The organism is Collinsella aerofaciens, assembly GCF_040920445.1.
In the GTDB taxonomy this organism is placed as follows: Bacteria; Actinomycetota; Coriobacteriia; order Coriobacteriales; family Coriobacteriaceae; genus Collinsella; species Collinsella aerofaciens_BH.
Genome location: NZ_JBCOTQ010000027.1, coordinates 1 through 16,314 on the forward strand (window position 1 = coordinate 1; position 16,314 = coordinate 16,314).

Sequence of the window (16,314 nt, forward strand, 5' to 3'; positions counted from 1 at the left end):
CATCATCGCGGTCTACGGGGTCAACGATATGGCACCGTGGGGACACATGTATGTCAATCCTGGTCTAACAGAGCCTTATCAAATGTCTTTGCGGCATAGTTGCGCAGGGTAGCTGGATTAAAGTCGAACCATCGAAAATGACAGTAGACTCATTAACACACAGTCTGCCAGCAACTGGCGACAATAATCCGTTCAATACTTCCAGAAATGAAGATTTACCACATGCATTAGGGCCGCTTACTAAAACCAGACAAGGTGCCTGTATCGTGCAATCTGGAATTGTTATCCTCTCATTAGTTTCGTTCGACGAAAACGAGAGAATGATTCCTTTCCAACTAATTCGATCAGCGTGATCGAAACATATCAAATTAGGTTTTTCAGCTTCCAAAAGACGACGTAATTCCAAGACACGGTGCAACGATCTAAACGACGGCTGAAGCTGAGCCCAACAATTCAGAACAAGAGGAAAAGGAGAATAGCATAGAAGTACAAGTTGATAGCTCTGCACCGCAATCCCGACCGTCAGTCCGCGCTTTGACACAAGGAAAATAAGCAGCAGAACTGAAAGCAAGCCAGTAATGATGTTGCCAGCGTCAACTATTTCAGTTGCCAATCTCGCAAAGACACTCTCCTCAACTCGAGAGTTCCTGCAGGCTTTAAGCATCTTTTTATAGCGAAGTAATTCCAAGTTAATTGAACGAGAAATACGAATGTAAAGTCGACAATTTATTAGTTGGGCTAAATAAGCAGAACCCCTCGCCTGGGCCTCCAATGCCTTTTCGCTCTTAGTCGATAGCTTACTAAGAGCGAACGGATATAGAAGCGAAATAAACAATGCCGAAACACAAACAGGAATCAAAAGCAACAAAGAGATATTAGAAAGTGCCACAAACGATACCAAACCCGTCACTAGGCACGGAAGAAACGCAGTTGTAAATATTCCAATCATCGGCTGTAGGTTCCCAGCCTCTTCAATGCGCGATAACAGGTAGTCACTGTCTTTTGCTAAAACTAAGGGCCGCTCTAAAGCATGGCGGGCAAGCAATCTATAGAAGCAGTTAGTGCCATCGGAAGCCAATTGCTCCGCATATTTTGATCTGAACAGGTTTGTCACCAGCTCAACTGAGAGCAATACTAGCAGGCCTAACCCAATGCATAAAACGTTACGATAATTAGAGCGAAGCAGGCCATAGTCTATTATCAACGATTCAGCTTTAACAACAGACAGCTCCACCAGGGCAGATAAAATGCAGAGCGCCATCAACTTGATTACTGTCGTCTTATTTTGAATAAAAAGCTCCGGCATATGTCCATCCCCTCAACTAATAATTATAGCTAGAAAGATGACATTTTTATTCTATAGCCTCAAGCAGCACGCTTTGCTGACGTCAAATCTTGTCATTACAAACATGCACCTTAGGCTTAAGACTCAAAAAAGGGGGCGGCCGAGATGGCCGTCCCCTCCCCATTATCGATCTATCTGGCAAAGGGACAGCCCCTTTGCCGCATTCGGTTACTTTCGACAGCCCTCTTTCCAAGCCTCGGCCGCAACCTTCCAGCGCAAGCGCAAATCGCGCTCGCGGTCGATAAACATGATGGCAAACGCGATAAACAGCAGCACGCTCGCCACCGCAATGGAGTGCAGCCCCATGCGCTCGATGCACCAGTTGCCCAGCACGGCGCCAAACACAAAGGTAAAGATCACGCCAAAGTACAGCACGCCGTTTTCCAAAAAGCCGCGCTTGTGGGTGATGATGTAATCGTCCACGTTTTGCAGCGCGTTGCGCAAGTTGCCGATGCACATGGTCGTAGCGATGCCGTGACCGTGGATCTTGCGGAAGCTCTCGACCTGCATGCCGCAGGCAAACGAGGTGAGGCAGTTGGCGAGCAGGTTGAAATCGCCACCCGGGATAAAGCTCACGCCCAGCAAGATAACGGCTTCAAAAAACACCGTCACCTGGCGCCAGTGAATCAAGCTGCCAAATCGCTCGTGAACCAGGTCGGCAAGCATAATGCCCACGGCAAACGACACCACGGGGAAGAAATAGCGTCCCGCCAGCGCCCAGTTGCCCTCCGAGATGCTTACACCCACGAGCAGGATGTTGCCCGTCTGAGCGTTTGCGAAAACATGATCGCGCCCAATGTACGAATACACATCCATAAAGCCACCGGCGAGCGCCAAGATAATGCCCAGCTCAATAGACTCCGATATCTGTTTGGCACGCTGCATCGTCGTGCATCCTCCTTGTTGACGACTCTCTCGTGCGTTGGCGGAAACATAGCCGCCGTTCATACTGTAACCCATTGACAACATGACGTGCGCGCGAGACGGGTTCTCCAACGCGCAGATACACAGTCTGGAAACAAACGGCGGACGCGGCGCCGGCACCCGACGCACCGTGTACTCCACCATTCTTTTTAGCCCCGCCCCAAAAAGACTGGTTACAATTACGTGCAGCATACTAACAACGGGAGGAATCGTGGCAAAAAAGCCCCAGGACGCTCAGCACAACCAGCACGGCAAGCATGCCCAGCGCGGCCAGCAGCAGAAGCGTGGCGGCAAAGCCCAGGGCGGTCACGCCGCTCATACCCCGGCAGCACCCATCCGTCCCTGGCGCCCGGGCCGCGATAAGTTCCTCCCCGTCAGCCGCGCCGACATGGATGCGCGCGGCTGGGACCAGTGCGACTTTGTCTACATCTGCGGCGACGCCTACGTGGACCATCCCAGCTTTGGCATGGCCATCATCAGCCGCGTGCTCGATGCGCATGGCTACAAGGTGGGTATCATCTGCCAGCCCGACTGGACCGACCCCGCCAGCATCAGCGTGCTCGGCGAGCCGCGCCTGGGCTTTCTCGTTAGCGCCGGCAACATGGACTCCATGGTCAACCACTATTCAGTGACCAAGCACCGCCGCCACACCGACGCCTATACCCCCGGTGGCGAGGAGGGGCGCCGTCCCAACCGAGCCGTCACGGTCTACGGCAACCTCATCCGCCAGACGTTCAAGGACGCTCCCATCATCATCGGCGGCATCGAGGCGAGCCTGCGCCGCCTGGCCCACTACGACTACTGGCAGGACAAGCTCAAGCGTTCGGTACTGCTCGACTCGGGCGCCGACATCCTCATCTACGGCATGGGCGAGCACGCGATCGTCGAGATCGCCGACGCGCTCGACGCGGGACTGCCCGTCGATCAGATCACCTATATCAACGGCACCGTTTACCGCACAGGCTCGCTCGACGAGGTCTACGACTACGACCTGCTGCCCAGCTGGGACGACCTTGCCGCCGACAAGCTCAACTACGCGCGCAGCTTTAACGTGCAGCAGCAAAACATGGACCCCATCACCGGGCATCGCCTGGTAGAGCCCTACCCCAACAGCGTCTATGTGGTGCAGAACCCGCCGTCAGCGACGCTCACCACCGATGAGATGGACGAGGTGGCCGAGCTCCCCTACGCACGCGACTGGCATCCCGACTACGACGCGGCGGGTGGCGTGCCGGCCTTTGCCGAGATCAAGTTTTCCATTAGCTCCAACCGCGGGTGCTTTGGCGAGTGCTCGTTTTGCGCGCTCACCTTCCACCAGGGCCGCGTACTGCAGATGCGCAGCCACGATTCAATCATGCGCGAGGCCGAGCTGCTCACGCGCGACCCGGAGTTTAAGGGCTATATCAACGATGTGGGCGGACCGACGGCAAACTTTAGCCGCCCTGCCTGCGACAAACAGCTCAAGCACGGCGTGTGCAAGAACAAGCGCTGCCTGTGGCCGAGCGTATGCAAGAACATGGTGGTCGACGAGAGCGGCTACACGCAGTTGCTGCGCGACCTGCGCCAGCTGCCGGGCGTCAAGAAGGTCTTCGTCCGCAGCGGCATCCGCTTTGACTACACCATGGCCGATGCCTCGGACGAGTTTTTGCGCGAGCTGCTGGAGCACCATGTCTCGGGCCAGCTGCGCGTGGCACCCGAGCACGTGAGCGACGCGGTGCTGAGTGTGATGGGCAAGCCGAGCCGCGCCGCCTACGATGCGTTCTGTCGCAAATTTGAGCGCTTGAACCGCGAATACGGACTCAAGCAGTATGTGGTGCCGTACCTGATCTCGAGCCACCCCGGTTCGACCATGAAGGAAGCCGTGGACCTTGCCGAGGCCGTGCGCGACATGGGCTACATGCCCGAACAGGTGCAAGACTTCTACCCCACCCCGTCCACCATGTCGACCTGCATGTACTACACCGGCGTGGACCCACGTACCATGCAGCCGATCTACGTGGCACGCGACCCGCACGAAAAGGCCATGCAGCGTGCGCTCATCCAATATCGCAAGCCCGAGAACTACAAGCTTGTGCGCGAGGCACTGGAAAAGGCCGGCCGCCGCGATCTGATTGGCTACACCAAGCATTGTCTGATTCGTCCCGTGCCGCCACGCCCGGGCGAGACGTCCGCTGGCGGTGGGCATGGGACCGGCAAGAAGGGCGGCAAGGCCCACGGTGGTGCTGGCGCCGCCGGCAAGGGACCCAAGGGCAGCAAGGGCCACGGTGGCATGTCACGCGCGCAGAACACCGCAGGCCGCAACCGCGCAGCTCAGGGGCGTCAGGGTGCCAACGGAGGCGGTCGCCGCAACTAGGGCAGCGGTGCGCTCGCTGCGTCCATCCCACACGCGTGGCGCAGCGAGCGCATTGCCTCAACGAGGATGACGCCGGCGATAGCGACCGTAATTGCCACGTCGAACGGCGTGTTCACAAACCAGAGCAACGTCATGAGATACGACCCGGCATTAAAGGCAAAGTGCAGCAGGATCGTGTAGCGGAGCTTTCCGGTCGTCACGAGCACCCAACCAAAGATGAGGCCGGCGGCGCCGGCGTAGCAGCCCTGGACCCAGTTCATATGCATAAAGCCGAAGACCGCCGCCTGCAGCACGATTGCCGCGGCGATGCCCCAGGCACTCGGGGCCGCCCAGGGCACCATGGCGCCATCTTGCGGTCGCACGTGACGCCGGCGCTTCCAGAGCGGACGGCACTGTGGATTAAACGCACGCAGTGAGAACTCAAAAATGATACCGCGCACCAGCAGTTCCTCGCAAAACGGCGCGCCGAGCACCGTGGTCAGGACGGCCAGATAGCTCGTGTCGCCCATGCCTGTTTCCTCGACAAGTTCGCTATAGTCTGCCGCAACCTCGGGCAGCAGTGACAGCACGCCGTCGCATAGGTAGCTAATGACCACCTGCATGGATAGGCCGATCACGACAACGCATACGATGCGCTTCCATGCAGCATTTGCTCCCCCGCCAAGCGGGCGCTCGCCCTGCCAGCGCGCCATAAACGAGCGCGGCCACAGATAGCGCCACCACAGCAGCGCCATAAAAAACGACGCCGTCTGAGCGGCAGCCTGAAACCATTGGATATCGAGATTGTCGATCGGATAGCCCGTCAGCACCGATACGGCATCGAGAACTGAAAACAAAACCACGCTCAGGGCTATATCGGCGGCGACAACGCCAAAACAGGCAAGCGCCCACGCCATCGCATTGAGCATGCTAACCTCCTCAAAACCGTTCCCAAGTTCTACCACAACTCGGCAGAGGGCTGATCCCATGGGGACGGAGGAAAACGGATCACTTATTGATGAGAATCGGGCGCAATGCCAAAAGCCCCGCTGGGCGAAATGTCGAACGGAAAGGTGCCGCAACGATTGAACGCGGCGATAAACATGCGAATGGCGTTGGACGGCGTGGTGCCCACGAGCTGGGTTGCCGCCGCGAAGGCTGCCTTTTCCTCGGGCAAGACCTTCGCGACAACCGGGGTCATATGTTCTGCCATGGCGCTTCCTTTTTGAAACGACGGTAGTGCGGATAGATGCGGGCCGCGCGGCTGGGCGACGGGCTGTGAAGGCAACCCGATTGGCCCGCATCTGGAGTTTGTTTCTGCGGCGTTGGTATTACTTGGTAATCCTAAGTATTACCCGGTAGATAGAATACCACACCAGCCCCATGGGGACGGAGAAAAAAGGATCATTTTGTTGCTGAGTAAGTATTTAGAGCGTGATGATGTCCGAGATATCGAGGGCCTGAGCGTCAGCGGCATCGTGCGTGGCAAGCAGCAGCATACGACCGTCGAGCAGGTCGAGCACAACCACAGCCGTCGCATCGCGCGCAGCGGCATCTAGACCGGTAAAGGGCTCGTCCAGAATCACCGCGTCGCCCGGACACAGCAGGGCTCGGGCGATCTCGACGCGACGGCGCTGCCCGCCCGAGAGCTCGGCTACGCGGGCATGCACATCGACCCCCGGCACCAGCAGGCGCAGCAGGGCTGTGGCACTCGAGGCATCCACGCGCGCGTCGGCACACACCAGTACGTTATCCAGGGCAGAAACGTCCTCGACCAGGCGCACATCCTGAAACACCATGGAGCACGGCGCGCACTCCCCCGCCGCAAGGGCAAGGAGCGTCGACTTGCCCGCACCCGAGGCGCCCATCACGCAGGTACGCCCACCGGCGGGCACGCGAAGTACCAGTCCGTCGAGCGCCGGCGCCCAGGAAGCGCGATCGCCCACGGCGAACGCAAGCTCCGCAGGAGCCCCGCCGCCAGCAGAGCCGCCCGCACGCCCATGCGCCCGCACAGCAGCACGCCATGCTGCGGGCCCCGAAGCCCGCAGCAGCCACACCAGCACGCGCTCGCATGCCCACGAAGCCATAACAACCAGCACGGTCCACGCCAGCAGGTCCGCCGTCTCGATCAAAAGCTTCGCCTGATAGATGCGTTCGCCCACGGTGCCCGTCGCCATGCCGATGAGCTCCGCCGCCACGCCGGCCTTCCAGCTCATGCCGATCACAGCGCGGGCGCACGAAAGCACAAACGGCAGGACTTCGCGCCAGGTGTGGGCACAAAACAGACGCCAACCCCGCACGCCATGCAGACGAAACATCTGCTCCAGCGGCTTATCCACTTGCGCCAAGCCCTCGACCAGCGAAAAATACACGCCCGGCAGTGCCATCAAAAAGACCGCCGCGACGCTCACACGCGCCGACCCCAACCAAATGAGCAGCAGGACCACCACGCAGGCAACCGGCGTCGCCTTAACAAACGAAAGCGCCGGCGCCACCAAGCGGGCAAACGTCGGCGACCGCACCGAGGCTCCCGCCATCACGCCGCCGCACGCCGCGGCAAGCGCCAGCCCACCCAAGATTCGCGCGCCTGAGTCCACCAGAATCGCCCACGTACCGGCATCGCATACTAGCCGCAGCAACGCCATCGCAACAGTGCCTGGCCCCGGCAAAATCAACGGCTGCGCCACCAGTGCTGCTGCAAAGACCCACACGGCAAGCCAAAAGGCGGCAACGGCACCTGCTGCCGTCACCGCCTTCATACGCTCTGTCATTTGTCGAGCAAACGCACGCACGGGCTACTCCATGTAATAGAAATCATCAGCCGGGAGCTTGCCGCCCACGGCGCTCGCGTCCGCATCGGCCAGCACCTGCAGGTACCCACCGAGCGCCGCCTTCATATCCTTCCCCGTCTGGCACACGAGCATGCACCCGGGAATCGCCTTTTCAGCAATCGCGGCGTTATCGACGATACCCGCATCGACCACGGCCTGTGCCCAATCTGCCGGCGCCGCATTGACAGCCTTCACGCTCGCCTCATGGCAGCGCAAGAATTCCGCCACGGCCTCGGGATGCTCCTCGGCAAAGGCACGGCGCACCACGGTCACGCCCGTCAGCAGGCGCGAACCCGTGTCACCCGCTAGCTCATCCCACACATCGGTCAGGCTCACCGGCGCCGACAGCTTGCCTTCGCTCTTGGCGATGGCAGCGGTCTTGAACGGCTCCGGCAGCACGCCCACGGCGGACGGGTCGACAAGCAACGCCGACAGCACCTCGGTGGGCTCGCTCTTAAACTCAAGCGTCACCTGGCCGGTCAGGCCCGCGCGCTCCAGCAAGTAGTTCATGACGTACTCCGGCGTGGTGCCCTTGCCCGTCATATAGACAGTATGGCCCGCCAGATCGCCAAACGAGGCCACACTCGCGTCGCCCGTCACAACGTTCAGCACGCCCAGCGTGTTGATATCGATGACCTGCACCGCACCCTCGGTCTTGTTGTAGAGCACGCTCGCCACGTTGGCGGGCACCAGGGCGATATCGATATCGCCCTGAATGACCTTGGGCACAATCTCGTCGGCGGCAGTGTTGATCGCAAAGTCGAACTCATTGTCCGTCTCGCCATCGGCAGCCTGGTCCATAAACTGCACCAGGCCAATCGAGGTCGGCCCCTTGAGCGAGGCGACGTGCACCTCGACCGGCTCTGCGACAGCACCGGCGCCGTCCGTGGCAGCCGAGCCCGCGGCGGACCCCGCCCCCGCAGCTCCGCCGCCACAGCCAGCCAGTGCGAGCGACAACGCGCCTGCGGCAAGCGCCGAGGCAAATCCTCGGCGCGTCATCTCAGCATCAAACGCACGCATCGTTAGCACGCCCCCTCGTGGGGCATCGACCAGGCATGATGGTCGGTATGCAGTAGCTCCTCGGCCAGCGGCGAGAGCGGCGCGCCCAAGAACTCGCGATAGCAAGCCTGGACATCGGGATTCTCGTGCGAGAAGCGAATCTCGGCGTTCGCATCCAGGCCCCAGAGTACCTGACCACGCTCGGCCGCCAGCTCGCAGCCGTCATGGATGGGCTGACCGCCGCCACCGACGCAGCCGCCCGGGCACGCCATGACCTCGACGAAGTCATAGCTCACACGGCCGTCGCGAATCGCGTCGAGCAGACGGGCGGCGTTGCCCAGCCCGTGCGCCACGGCGACGCGCACCTTGGTACCGTCGATATCGGCCACGGCCTCCTTCCAGCCCTCGAGTCCGCGCACGTCAGTGAAGAAGTCGGCATCCGGGTTCTTGCCCGTCACCAGGTAATATGCCGAGCGCACGGCGGCCTCCATCACGCCGCCCGTGGCGCCAAAGATCACACCCGCGCCCGTGCCAAAGCCCAACGGCGTATCGAGCGGCTCCTCGACCAGCGTGTCAACGCTCACGTGGCTCGCGCGGATCATACGCACCATCTCGCGCACCGTCAGCGCAACGTCCACGTCGGGCGCGCCGCCCTCGCCCATCATGCTCGGCAGCGCACACTCGGCCTTCTTGGCCGTACACGGCATCACGGACACCACAAACAGGCGCTCGGGCTCCACGCCCAGCACCTTGGCGTAGTATGTCTTGGCGATGGCGCCGAACATCTGCTGCGGCGACTTGGACGTGGACAGACTGTCGACAAACTCCGGATAGCGCGCCTTCACAAAGCGCACCCAACCCGGGCAGCAGCTCGTAAACATGGGCCAGCCGCGGCTGTCGCCTTCGCCCTTAGCGGCGGCGCCTAGGCGCTCGAGCAGCTCGGAACCCTCCTCCATAATGGTGAGGTCGGCCGAGAAATCGGTGTCGAACACGTACTCAAAGCCAACGCGGCGCAGCGCACAAGCTAAGCGCTCAACAGTGGCCTCCTCGCGAGATATGCCGAGCTCCTCGCCCCAGGCGCTACGCACGGCCGGCGCGATCTGTACCAGCACGATCTTGTCGGGATTAGCGAGCGCGTCAAACACGGTCTCGGTGTCGTCGCGCTCGCGCAGCGCGCCCGTCGGGCAATGCGTGATGCACTGGCCGCACGCGACGCAATCGGTCTTGCCGATCGGCACGCGCCCGCGGGTGCCCACGGCGGTATGCGTGGCGCGGTTGGTCAGGTCCCAAATCCCTAGGCCCTGTACGCTCTCGCACACCTTGATGCAGCGCATGCATTTAATGCACTTGTCGTTTTCGCGGATGATGGGGAAATCGAAATCCCAGCCCTCGCCCGCCAAATGCCTTTGATACGGCAGATAGAAAATACCCAGGTCGTTGGCAATGGTCTGCAGATTGCAGTTGCCGCTGCGCACGCAGCTCGTGCACTGCGAATCGTGCTGGGACAGCAGCAGCTGCACGTTGGTGCGACGGGCCTCGCGGGCCTTGGGGCTGTTGGTGTGGACCACCATGCCGTCGAGCACGTAGTTGTTGCAGGCGGCAACCAGCTGATCGCAGCCCTCGACCTCGACCACGCACACGCGGCAGCCGCCGATCTCGTTTAGATCGCGCAGGTAGCACAGGGTGGGAATCTGAATGCCGACGGACTTGGCCGCATCCAGGATCGTGGTGTGCTCGGGCACCACGACTTCGCAGTTATCGATAATGAGCCTGACCATGTTGTGCGCTCCGTTTTCGCTGTAGTCGCCGGCAGTGGTTTTGTTGAGCTCTACCATTCCAGGTTCCTCCCTCCGCGGAACGCGCCAAAACCAAAGTGATCGCAACGCAGGCAGCGGCTCGCCTCCTGGCGCGCCTCCTGCTCGGTGAGACCCTGCTCGACCAGATTCCAATCGTGGATACGCTCGCCGGCCTCGCGCTCGCCCAGTTCGCAGCGGCCACACTCATGCTTGCCCTTAAACTGAACGGTCGGCAGCTCGACGTCGAGCTTAATCTTGTGATCGAAGCCCAGGTAGTGGTCGATGTTTGCCGAAGCCACGCGACCGGCATTGATAGCGCGAATGACGGTGGCGGGGCCGGTCTGGCAGTCGCCGCCGCTAAAGAGGCCATCGAAGTTAGGCACGGCGCCATCCGAATCGGTGACCACGCAGCCCCACTTGCAGGCAATGCCCATCTCCTCAAACGGCTTGGAATCGATGTCCTGACCAATGGCGACAAACACGCGCTCGCAGGGGATGACGCGCTCGGGCGTAGCGGCGGCACGCGGAGCCGGACGACCGCGGCGGGGCTCGCCGATAATCTGCGGTTGCACGCGCAGGCCGCTCACGCGACCGTCCTCGCCCGTCTCTATACCGAGCGGCGCCGTGAGCTCCAGAACCTCGCAACCCTCGGCCTGGGCGCCGGCGATCTCGGCGTCCTGAGCCGTCATATCGCAGATGCGACGGCGGTAGACGATGCTTACCTTTTCGGCACCGCAGCGCACGGCAGAGCGCGCCACGTCCATGGCCACGTTGCCGCCGCCGATGACGCACACGCGCTGGCCGCTCAGGTCGGGCAGCTCGTCGTCTCCGATGGCGCGCAGCATCTTGACGGCCGACTCCACGCCGGGCGCCTCTTCGCCCGGAAGGCCGAGCTTCTTGTCGCTATGGGCACCGATGGCCAGGTAGACGGCATCGAACTCGTCGCGCAGGCGGGCAAGCTCCTCGCCGTTGACGGAATGGTCGAGCTCAACGTCGATACCGGCGCTCAAGATCCAGTCGATCTCGGCCTGAAGACGCTCGCGCGGCAGGCGGTAGCTGGGAATGCCATAGCGCAGCATGCCGCCCAGGTGGTGGCGCTGCTCAAAGATGGTCACCTTGTGGCCCATCACGGCCAGGTAGTAGGCGCAGGAAAGGCCGGCCGGGCCGCCGCCGATCACGGCGACGCGCTTACCGGTGTTGTCCGCTACATGCGGCTTGTGGTCGTTGAGGTCACTGTGCTCAACGGCAAAACGCTTGAGGGCGAGGATGTTCATGGGGTCATCGACCATGCCACGGCGACAGTGCATCTCGCAGGGATGCTCGCACACCAGACCGCAGACGAGCGGTAGCGGGTTGTTCTTGCGGATGACCTTGACGGCGTCGGCATAACGGCCTGCCTCGACGAGCGAGATGTAACCAGGAATGTCGACGTGCGCCGGGCAGCCCGAGACACACGGGACGCGAGCCTCACGGTCAAAGCCGCAGGAGTGCTCACGAATGTGGTGCTCAAAATCGTCGCGAAAACCGCGGATAGCAGTAAGCGCCATGGCGCCGGCCTCGTAGCCGATGGCGCAGTCGCTCGAAAGATAGATGGTACGGGCGGTGCGCTCGATCAGGTTGAGCGTGGATTCATCAGCGCGGCCCTCGAGCACATCGGCGAGCAGATCACTCAGCGCGCTCAGGCCCACGCGGCAGGGCGTACACTTGCCGCAGCTCTGTGTCGAGCACAGGTTGACGAGCGCCGCCGTAAACTCGACGGGACACGGGGCGAGCGAGCTCACCGCCAGACGACGTCCGAGCGCATCGTGCAGGTCGTCCATGACGGCCTGAGCGTGGCTGCGTTCCATTACATGCAGTCGAGCCATAAGATCCCCTCTCACATGGCAGCCCGGAGGCGAGGCCGGGCGAAATTGCTACACGCACAACACTGACCTAAAAAGTTGTTAGGTCTCCACGCAGTTCGGCAGGCGGCATGAAATGTCACCCTCAGCGGTGAAATAGAACATTACCGCAGATAAATGCCATATTTGGTAAAACGCGTTACCAAATGACAATGCCCCGCCCACGCAATCACGTGGACGGGGCATTGCTCATGGTATGCGGCCAGCGACCCTGTTGCTTTTACTTAAGCTCGGGCCAGTAACCCTTGTTGGCCTCGATCATGTCGTCGAGAACTTCCTTGGCGACCTTCATCGACGGCACGGTCTTGTTGAGCGTGAAGGCCTTGAGCGCCTTCTCGTACGAACCCTCGATCGTGGCCTCGACCACGAGCTTCTCGGAGTTCAGCTGCTGCATCATGAGGCCTTGCTGGAACAGAGGAATGTTGTCACGGCTGATGACCTCGGGGCCGTTCTTGCCAATGTAGGCAGGCAGCTCGACCATAGCGTCGTAGGGCATGTTGGGGATAGCGCCCTTGTTCTCGCAAATGACCAGGAAGCGCTGCTTGGTATCGTTCTTCAGAGCGATAGCCAGGTCGGCAATCCAGTCGCCGTGGCTGCCCGCATAGAACGTGCTCTCGTCGATCTCGCCGGTCTTCTCGTAGTGGTCGATGCCGTCGAAGAGGTTCTTCTCGCGCGTCTCCTCAACCTCGTTAGCACGGGTGCGCTCGGGGTTGGAATGCTCGACGAACTCCTTCTGCTGCAGGTAGTAGTTCAGATACGTGTTGGGCAGGTACTCCGGGAAGCACTCCAGGATCTCGTACTCGCCCTTCCAGACGTAGTACCAGCTGCCCTTAGTGTGGCGGTTCTGCTCGGGGTGCTCGTCGGTGGCCTCCTCGGGCTTCTTTGCCATGAGCGAGCCCATGCCCTTGAGGTAGGAATCGGGCAGCAGGATCTCATGCTCCTTGATATACTCGCGCAGCTGCGGGAGCACCTCCTCGCCCTTGTGGCGAATCGAAGTGAACCAACCAAAGTGGTTGAGGCCAAAGTAATCGTACTCGACATCCTTCTTGTCGATATCGAGCGCGGCGCAAACCACGTCGATGATTGCGATCGGCATGTCGCAGATGTTGATGATGCGAGCGTTGGGACGCAGCACGCGGCAGCCCTCGGAAACGATGGCGGCAGGGTTGGAGTAGTTGAGAATCCAGTAGTCCTTCTTGGCGTACTTCTCAACGTCATCGATCAGCTCGACCATGGGGAAGATAGTGCGTATGCCATAGGCAAGGCCGCCGCAACCGCAGGTCTCCTGACCCACGCAGCCGTGACGCAGCGGAATCTTCTCGTCCTGCTCGCGCATGGCGTAGCCGCCCACGCGCATCTGGGCAAACACGAAGCTGGCGTCGGTAAAAGCCGTCTTTTTGTCGGTGGTCACCGTGAGCTTGATGTCCAGGCCGAGGTCCTCGTGCAAAATCCAGTCCACGAGCACGCCGATCTTGCGCTGGCGCTCCTCGTTGATGTCGTACAGACGAATCTCGTCAACGTCGAGCTCGTCCTTGCGCAGGGCGATGGACTTGACGATGCCGGGGGTAAAGGTGGATCCGCCACCACACAGAGTAATGATCATTGTTTACTGCTCCTTCTCAATTGCGTTTTCGACCTTGTCGCGCATCTCGGCGACCTTCATGCCAAAGATGATCTGGATATTATTGCCGTTGCGGTTGATGCCGCTGTTGGGCACGTGGTTGATGAGGTTCTCATCGATGAGGTCCGGGTTCTTAACGTTCACGCGGAGACGCGTAAAGCAGTTCTCGAGCTCCTCGATGTTGTCCTTGCCGCCAAGACCTGCGACCAGGTCGGCAATGCCCGCATCGACGCCCTCTGCGGGAGCCGCGGCAACAGCACCCTGCTTCACCGCGACAGACGCGGCGGCCTCGCCCTCGGCAACGGACTCAGCAAGCTCGGACTCCTCCTCGCGACCAGGCGTGTGGAGGTTGAGCTTCTTGATGAGGAAGGTGAAGAGGAAGAAGTACAGCGCGGCGTTGACGACTCCGAGCACCAACATAACCGGCCAGTTGGTCTTATCGACACCGAGGACCAGGTTGGAAACCACGATGTTGATGATGCCGCCTGCAGTCGAAGCGGGCACGGAGAGGACCTTGAGCAGGACCAGGAAGATGCCGGAAAGAACCGAGTGAACGACAAAGAGCACGGGAGCGGCAAAGACAAAGAGGAAGTCCATGGGCTCGGTCACGCAGGAGAGCACAGCGGTGATGATCAGCGGGATAATGACAGCCTTGGTCTTGTCCTTGTTCCCCTTGTAAGCGGTGACGATAAAGGCGAGACCGATGCCGATGTAGGGCCACAGGTTGTTGAAGGTATAGCTGTTGAAGTAGGTGCTATCGAAGAAGGGCTGACCCGTCATTGCCATCTCGGCAACACGGATGGGATAGGCGCCGGCGATAACCTGATCACCCAGCGTAAGGGTGCCGCCCACATCGGAGAACTGGAACGGGGTGTAGATGAGGTGGTGCAGACCGGTGGGAACGAGCAGCTTGTTGAGCATGCCATAGATGAAGAGGCCGATGTTGCCGGATTCCTTAATAATGCCGGCGACGGAGGAAATGGCGCCCTGGACAGGAGGCCAAACGATGCAGAAGCCTGCGCCCATGATCCAGGAAATGATGATCATGATCAGGAACGGGAAGCGAACGCCCGAGAACATCGAAAGGGCAATGGGGAACTGCTTGTTCGAGTACTTGTTGAACACGGCACCGGTGATGCAACCAAGGATGATGCCGCCAAACACGCCGGTATCGAGCACCTGAATGCCCATAACGGTGGCCTGACCGGTTCCGGTAAGACCGAGCATGCCACTCGCATCGGCAAGAGAGCCGGTGGCGTTGAGCACGATGTTGTTAGCCTGCAGGAACAGGAAGAACGACATCAGGGCGATCAGCGAAGCATGGCCCTTGTTCTTTTTTGCCATGGCGCCGGCGATGCCAACGCAGAACAGAATCGAAAGGTTGTTGATGATAAACATCAGCGACTGATAGACAACGGCGCCCACAAGCTGGAACGGACCGGAGCCCAGTACGGGGACCAAAGCGCAGATGGTCTTGTTGGTCAGAATGATGCCCACGATGAGCAGGATGCCGGCAACCGAGAGATACATCATCGGCTGGACGATCGACTTCGCGAACACCTCCAACGGCGCTTTGAAATTGAACTTCTTTTTTGCGGTCATAGCGGTACTCCCTTTCCTTTTCCGCAAATTAAGACAGATGTGCCCTGGACAAGACCGTGAGCCTTGCCTTATATCAATCGATGTGTGGGCACGTTATGCCTAGAGACCAGGTTCTCCAAGCAGGTTAACAATGTGATATGCGAGATAGCTCTTCTCGGCATCGGTAACGACAACGTTATAGGTAGACGACAAGTGGGCGGCTATGGCATCCGCGCACGAGAATGCGCACGGATACGCCGTTTCATCGATTCGGAACAGTGCGTCTCCGCTGATTTGCCCGGCCGTAGGATCGAGCGCTCGCTGCGCGAAAAACTGCAGGTGACGAACGAAGCGTTCGTAAGGCAACGAGGTGTCGTCGAGGGTCGTAGCATAGCGCTCGGAAACAATCGCGAGCACGTCGCGAACAAGCTGGACCGAAACGATCAGACGATCGGAGCGTTGCGGCATGGTGGCGTTGACGATATGCAGCGTAATGAAACCCTGCTCTTCTTCGCTCATCTGGATGCCCATATACTCCTTGATAATCTGCAGCGCACGGCCCGCAAGTGCATACTCCTTGCGATAGAACTGCTGGATCTCGAGCAGCAACGGATTCTCACAGGAGACGCCCTTGCGCTCGCGCTCCAAAGCAAGGCTGATATGGTCTGCGAGAGCAATGAGAATCTTGTCGTTGATATCAACATTGAGCTCTCGACGGAGCATCTGAACGATGTCCTCGGAAATCACGAGGTTGACGGTGGGGATGGACTCCAAAAGATGTGCCAAGCGGTCAATCGTACGCGAATCCTGAGAAGTTCCCTCCTGCAACGCGTAGGTCTTTTCGACCGACGTCTCATCGATGGCATCGCCGGCATGGCGACCAAAGCAGAGGCCTCGACCGATGACGATGAGCTCGGAGCCATCGTCCGAAGTGACCATTGCGACGTTGTTGTTAAAAACTCGCTTGATAACCACGGTACCCAC

12 protein-coding genes are annotated in these 16,314 nt (G+C 60.0%); 1 reads left to right on the forward strand and 11 read right to left on the reverse strand.

Features of this window, described 5'->3' with window-relative positions:
- Positions 1–64: 64 nt before the first annotated feature.
- Together AB5405_RS05655 and AB5405_RS05660 are read right to left on the reverse strand one after the other, a co-directional pair.
- Complete coding sequence (locus AB5405_RS05655; protein ID WP_368137836.1) at positions 65–1,306, reverse strand: ABC transporter ATP-binding protein; 1,242 nt, start codon at positions 1,304–1,306, stop codon at positions 65–67.
- Between the two features lie 207 nt (positions 1,307–1,513).
- On the reverse strand, positions 1,514–2,230 hold the full coding sequence (locus tag AB5405_RS05660; protein WP_368137837.1) for a YoaK family protein: 717 nt from the start codon (positions 2,228–2,230) through the stop codon (positions 1,514–1,516).
- A 250-nt stretch (positions 2,231–2,480) separates the two neighbouring features.
- Here AB5405_RS05660 and AB5405_RS05665 point away from each other — a divergent pair, with 250 nt between their 5' ends.
- Entirely contained in the window at positions 2,481–4,622 is a 2,142-nt protein-coding gene (locus tag AB5405_RS05665) for a YgiQ family radical SAM protein (RefSeq protein WP_368137838.1), read from the forward strand.
- Here AB5405_RS05665 and AB5405_RS05670 read toward each other — a convergent pair.
- The 9 genes from AB5405_RS05670 to AB5405_RS05710 all read right to left on the reverse strand — a co-directional run bounded on the left by AB5405_RS05670 (position 4,619) and on the right by AB5405_RS05710 (position 16,305).
- A complete protein-coding gene (locus tag AB5405_RS05670; protein WP_368137839.1) occupies positions 4,619–5,530 on the reverse strand; it encodes a CPBP family intramembrane glutamic endopeptidase in 912 nt (303 codons plus the stop codon). The two genes, AB5405_RS05665 and AB5405_RS05670, sit on opposite strands and share 4 nt — an antisense overlap.
- 83 nt (positions 5,531–5,613) lie before the next feature.
- Positions 5,614–5,814, reverse strand: a complete 201-nt coding sequence (locus AB5405_RS05675; protein ID WP_368137840.1) for a type II toxin-antitoxin system RelB/DinJ family antitoxin — start codon at positions 5,812–5,814, stop codon at positions 5,614–5,616.
- 214 nt (positions 5,815–6,028) lie between these two features.
- Positions 6,029–7,393, reverse strand: a complete 1,365-nt coding sequence (locus AB5405_RS05680; RefSeq protein ID WP_368137841.1) for an ATP-binding cassette domain-containing protein — start codon at positions 7,391–7,393, stop codon at positions 6,029–6,031.
- Positions 7,394–7,396: 3 nt separating this feature from the next.
- The gene (locus AB5405_RS05685; protein WP_346978957.1) at positions 7,397–8,452 is read right to left on the reverse strand and encodes an ABC transporter substrate-binding protein; all 1,056 of its coding nucleotides are present in this window, start codon (positions 8,450–8,452) and stop codon (positions 7,397–7,399) included.
- Between the two features lie 2 nt (positions 8,453–8,454).
- A complete protein-coding gene (locus AB5405_RS05690) occupies positions 8,455–10,266 on the reverse strand; it encodes a [FeFe] hydrogenase, group A (protein ID WP_438265708.1) in 1,812 nt (603 codons plus the stop codon).
- Positions 10,260–12,092, reverse strand: coding sequence for an NAD(P)-binding protein (locus AB5405_RS05695; RefSeq protein WP_368137842.1), 1,833 nt, complete (start codon positions 12,090–12,092; stop codon positions 10,260–10,262). Before AB5405_RS05695 ends, AB5405_RS05690 begins: the two co-directional genes overlap by 7 nt.
- Before the next feature lie 256 nt (positions 12,093–12,348).
- A complete protein-coding gene (locus AB5405_RS05700; protein ID WP_368137843.1) occupies positions 12,349–13,731 on the reverse strand; it encodes a 6-phospho-alpha-glucosidase in 1,383 nt (460 codons plus the stop codon).
- A gap of 3 nt (positions 13,732–13,734) precedes the next feature.
- Positions 13,735–15,351: a PTS transporter subunit EIIC gene (locus AB5405_RS05705; protein WP_368137844.1), complete on the reverse strand. Its 1,617-nt coding sequence runs from the start codon at positions 15,349–15,351 to the stop codon at positions 13,735–13,737.
- A gap of 99 nt (positions 15,352–15,450) precedes the next feature.
- Positions 15,451–16,305, reverse strand: a complete 855-nt coding sequence (locus AB5405_RS05710) for a PRD domain-containing protein (protein WP_368137845.1) — start codon at positions 16,303–16,305, stop codon at positions 15,451–15,453.
- Positions 16,306–16,314: the final 9 nt, after the last annotated feature.

Coding starts and splice junctions, on each gene's coding strand:
- AB5405_RS05655 (WP_368137836.1), bottom strand. CDS start 1,306: ATGCCGGAGCTTTTTATTCAAAATAAGACGACAGTAATCAAGTTGATG.
- AB5405_RS05660 (WP_368137837.1), bottom strand. CDS start 2,230: ATGCAGCGTGCCAAACAGATATCGGAGTCTATTGAGCTGGGCATTATC.
- AB5405_RS05670 (WP_368137839.1), bottom strand. CDS start 5,530: ATGCTCAATGCGATGGCGTGGGCGCTTGCCTGTTTTGGCGTTGTCGCC.
- AB5405_RS05675 (WP_368137840.1), bottom strand. CDS start 5,814: ATGGCAGAACATATGACCCCGGTTGTCGCGAAGGTCTTGCCCGAGGAA.
- AB5405_RS05685 (WP_346978957.1), bottom strand. CDS start 8,452: ATGCGTGCGTTTGATGCTGAGATGACGCGCCGAGGATTTGCCTCGGCG.
- AB5405_RS05690 (WP_438265708.1), bottom strand. CDS start 10,266: ATGGTAGAGCTCAACAAAACCACTGCCGGCGACTACAGCGAAAACGGA.
- AB5405_RS05695 (WP_368137842.1), bottom strand. CDS start 12,092: ATGGCTCGACTGCATGTAATGGAACGCAGCCACGCTCAGGCCGTCATG.
- AB5405_RS05700 (WP_368137843.1), bottom strand. CDS start 13,731: ATGATCATTACTCTGTGTGGTGGCGGATCCACCTTTACCCCCGGCATC.
- AB5405_RS05705 (WP_368137844.1), bottom strand. CDS start 15,351: ATGACCGCAAAAAAGAAGTTCAATTTCAAAGCGCCGTTGGAGGTGTTC.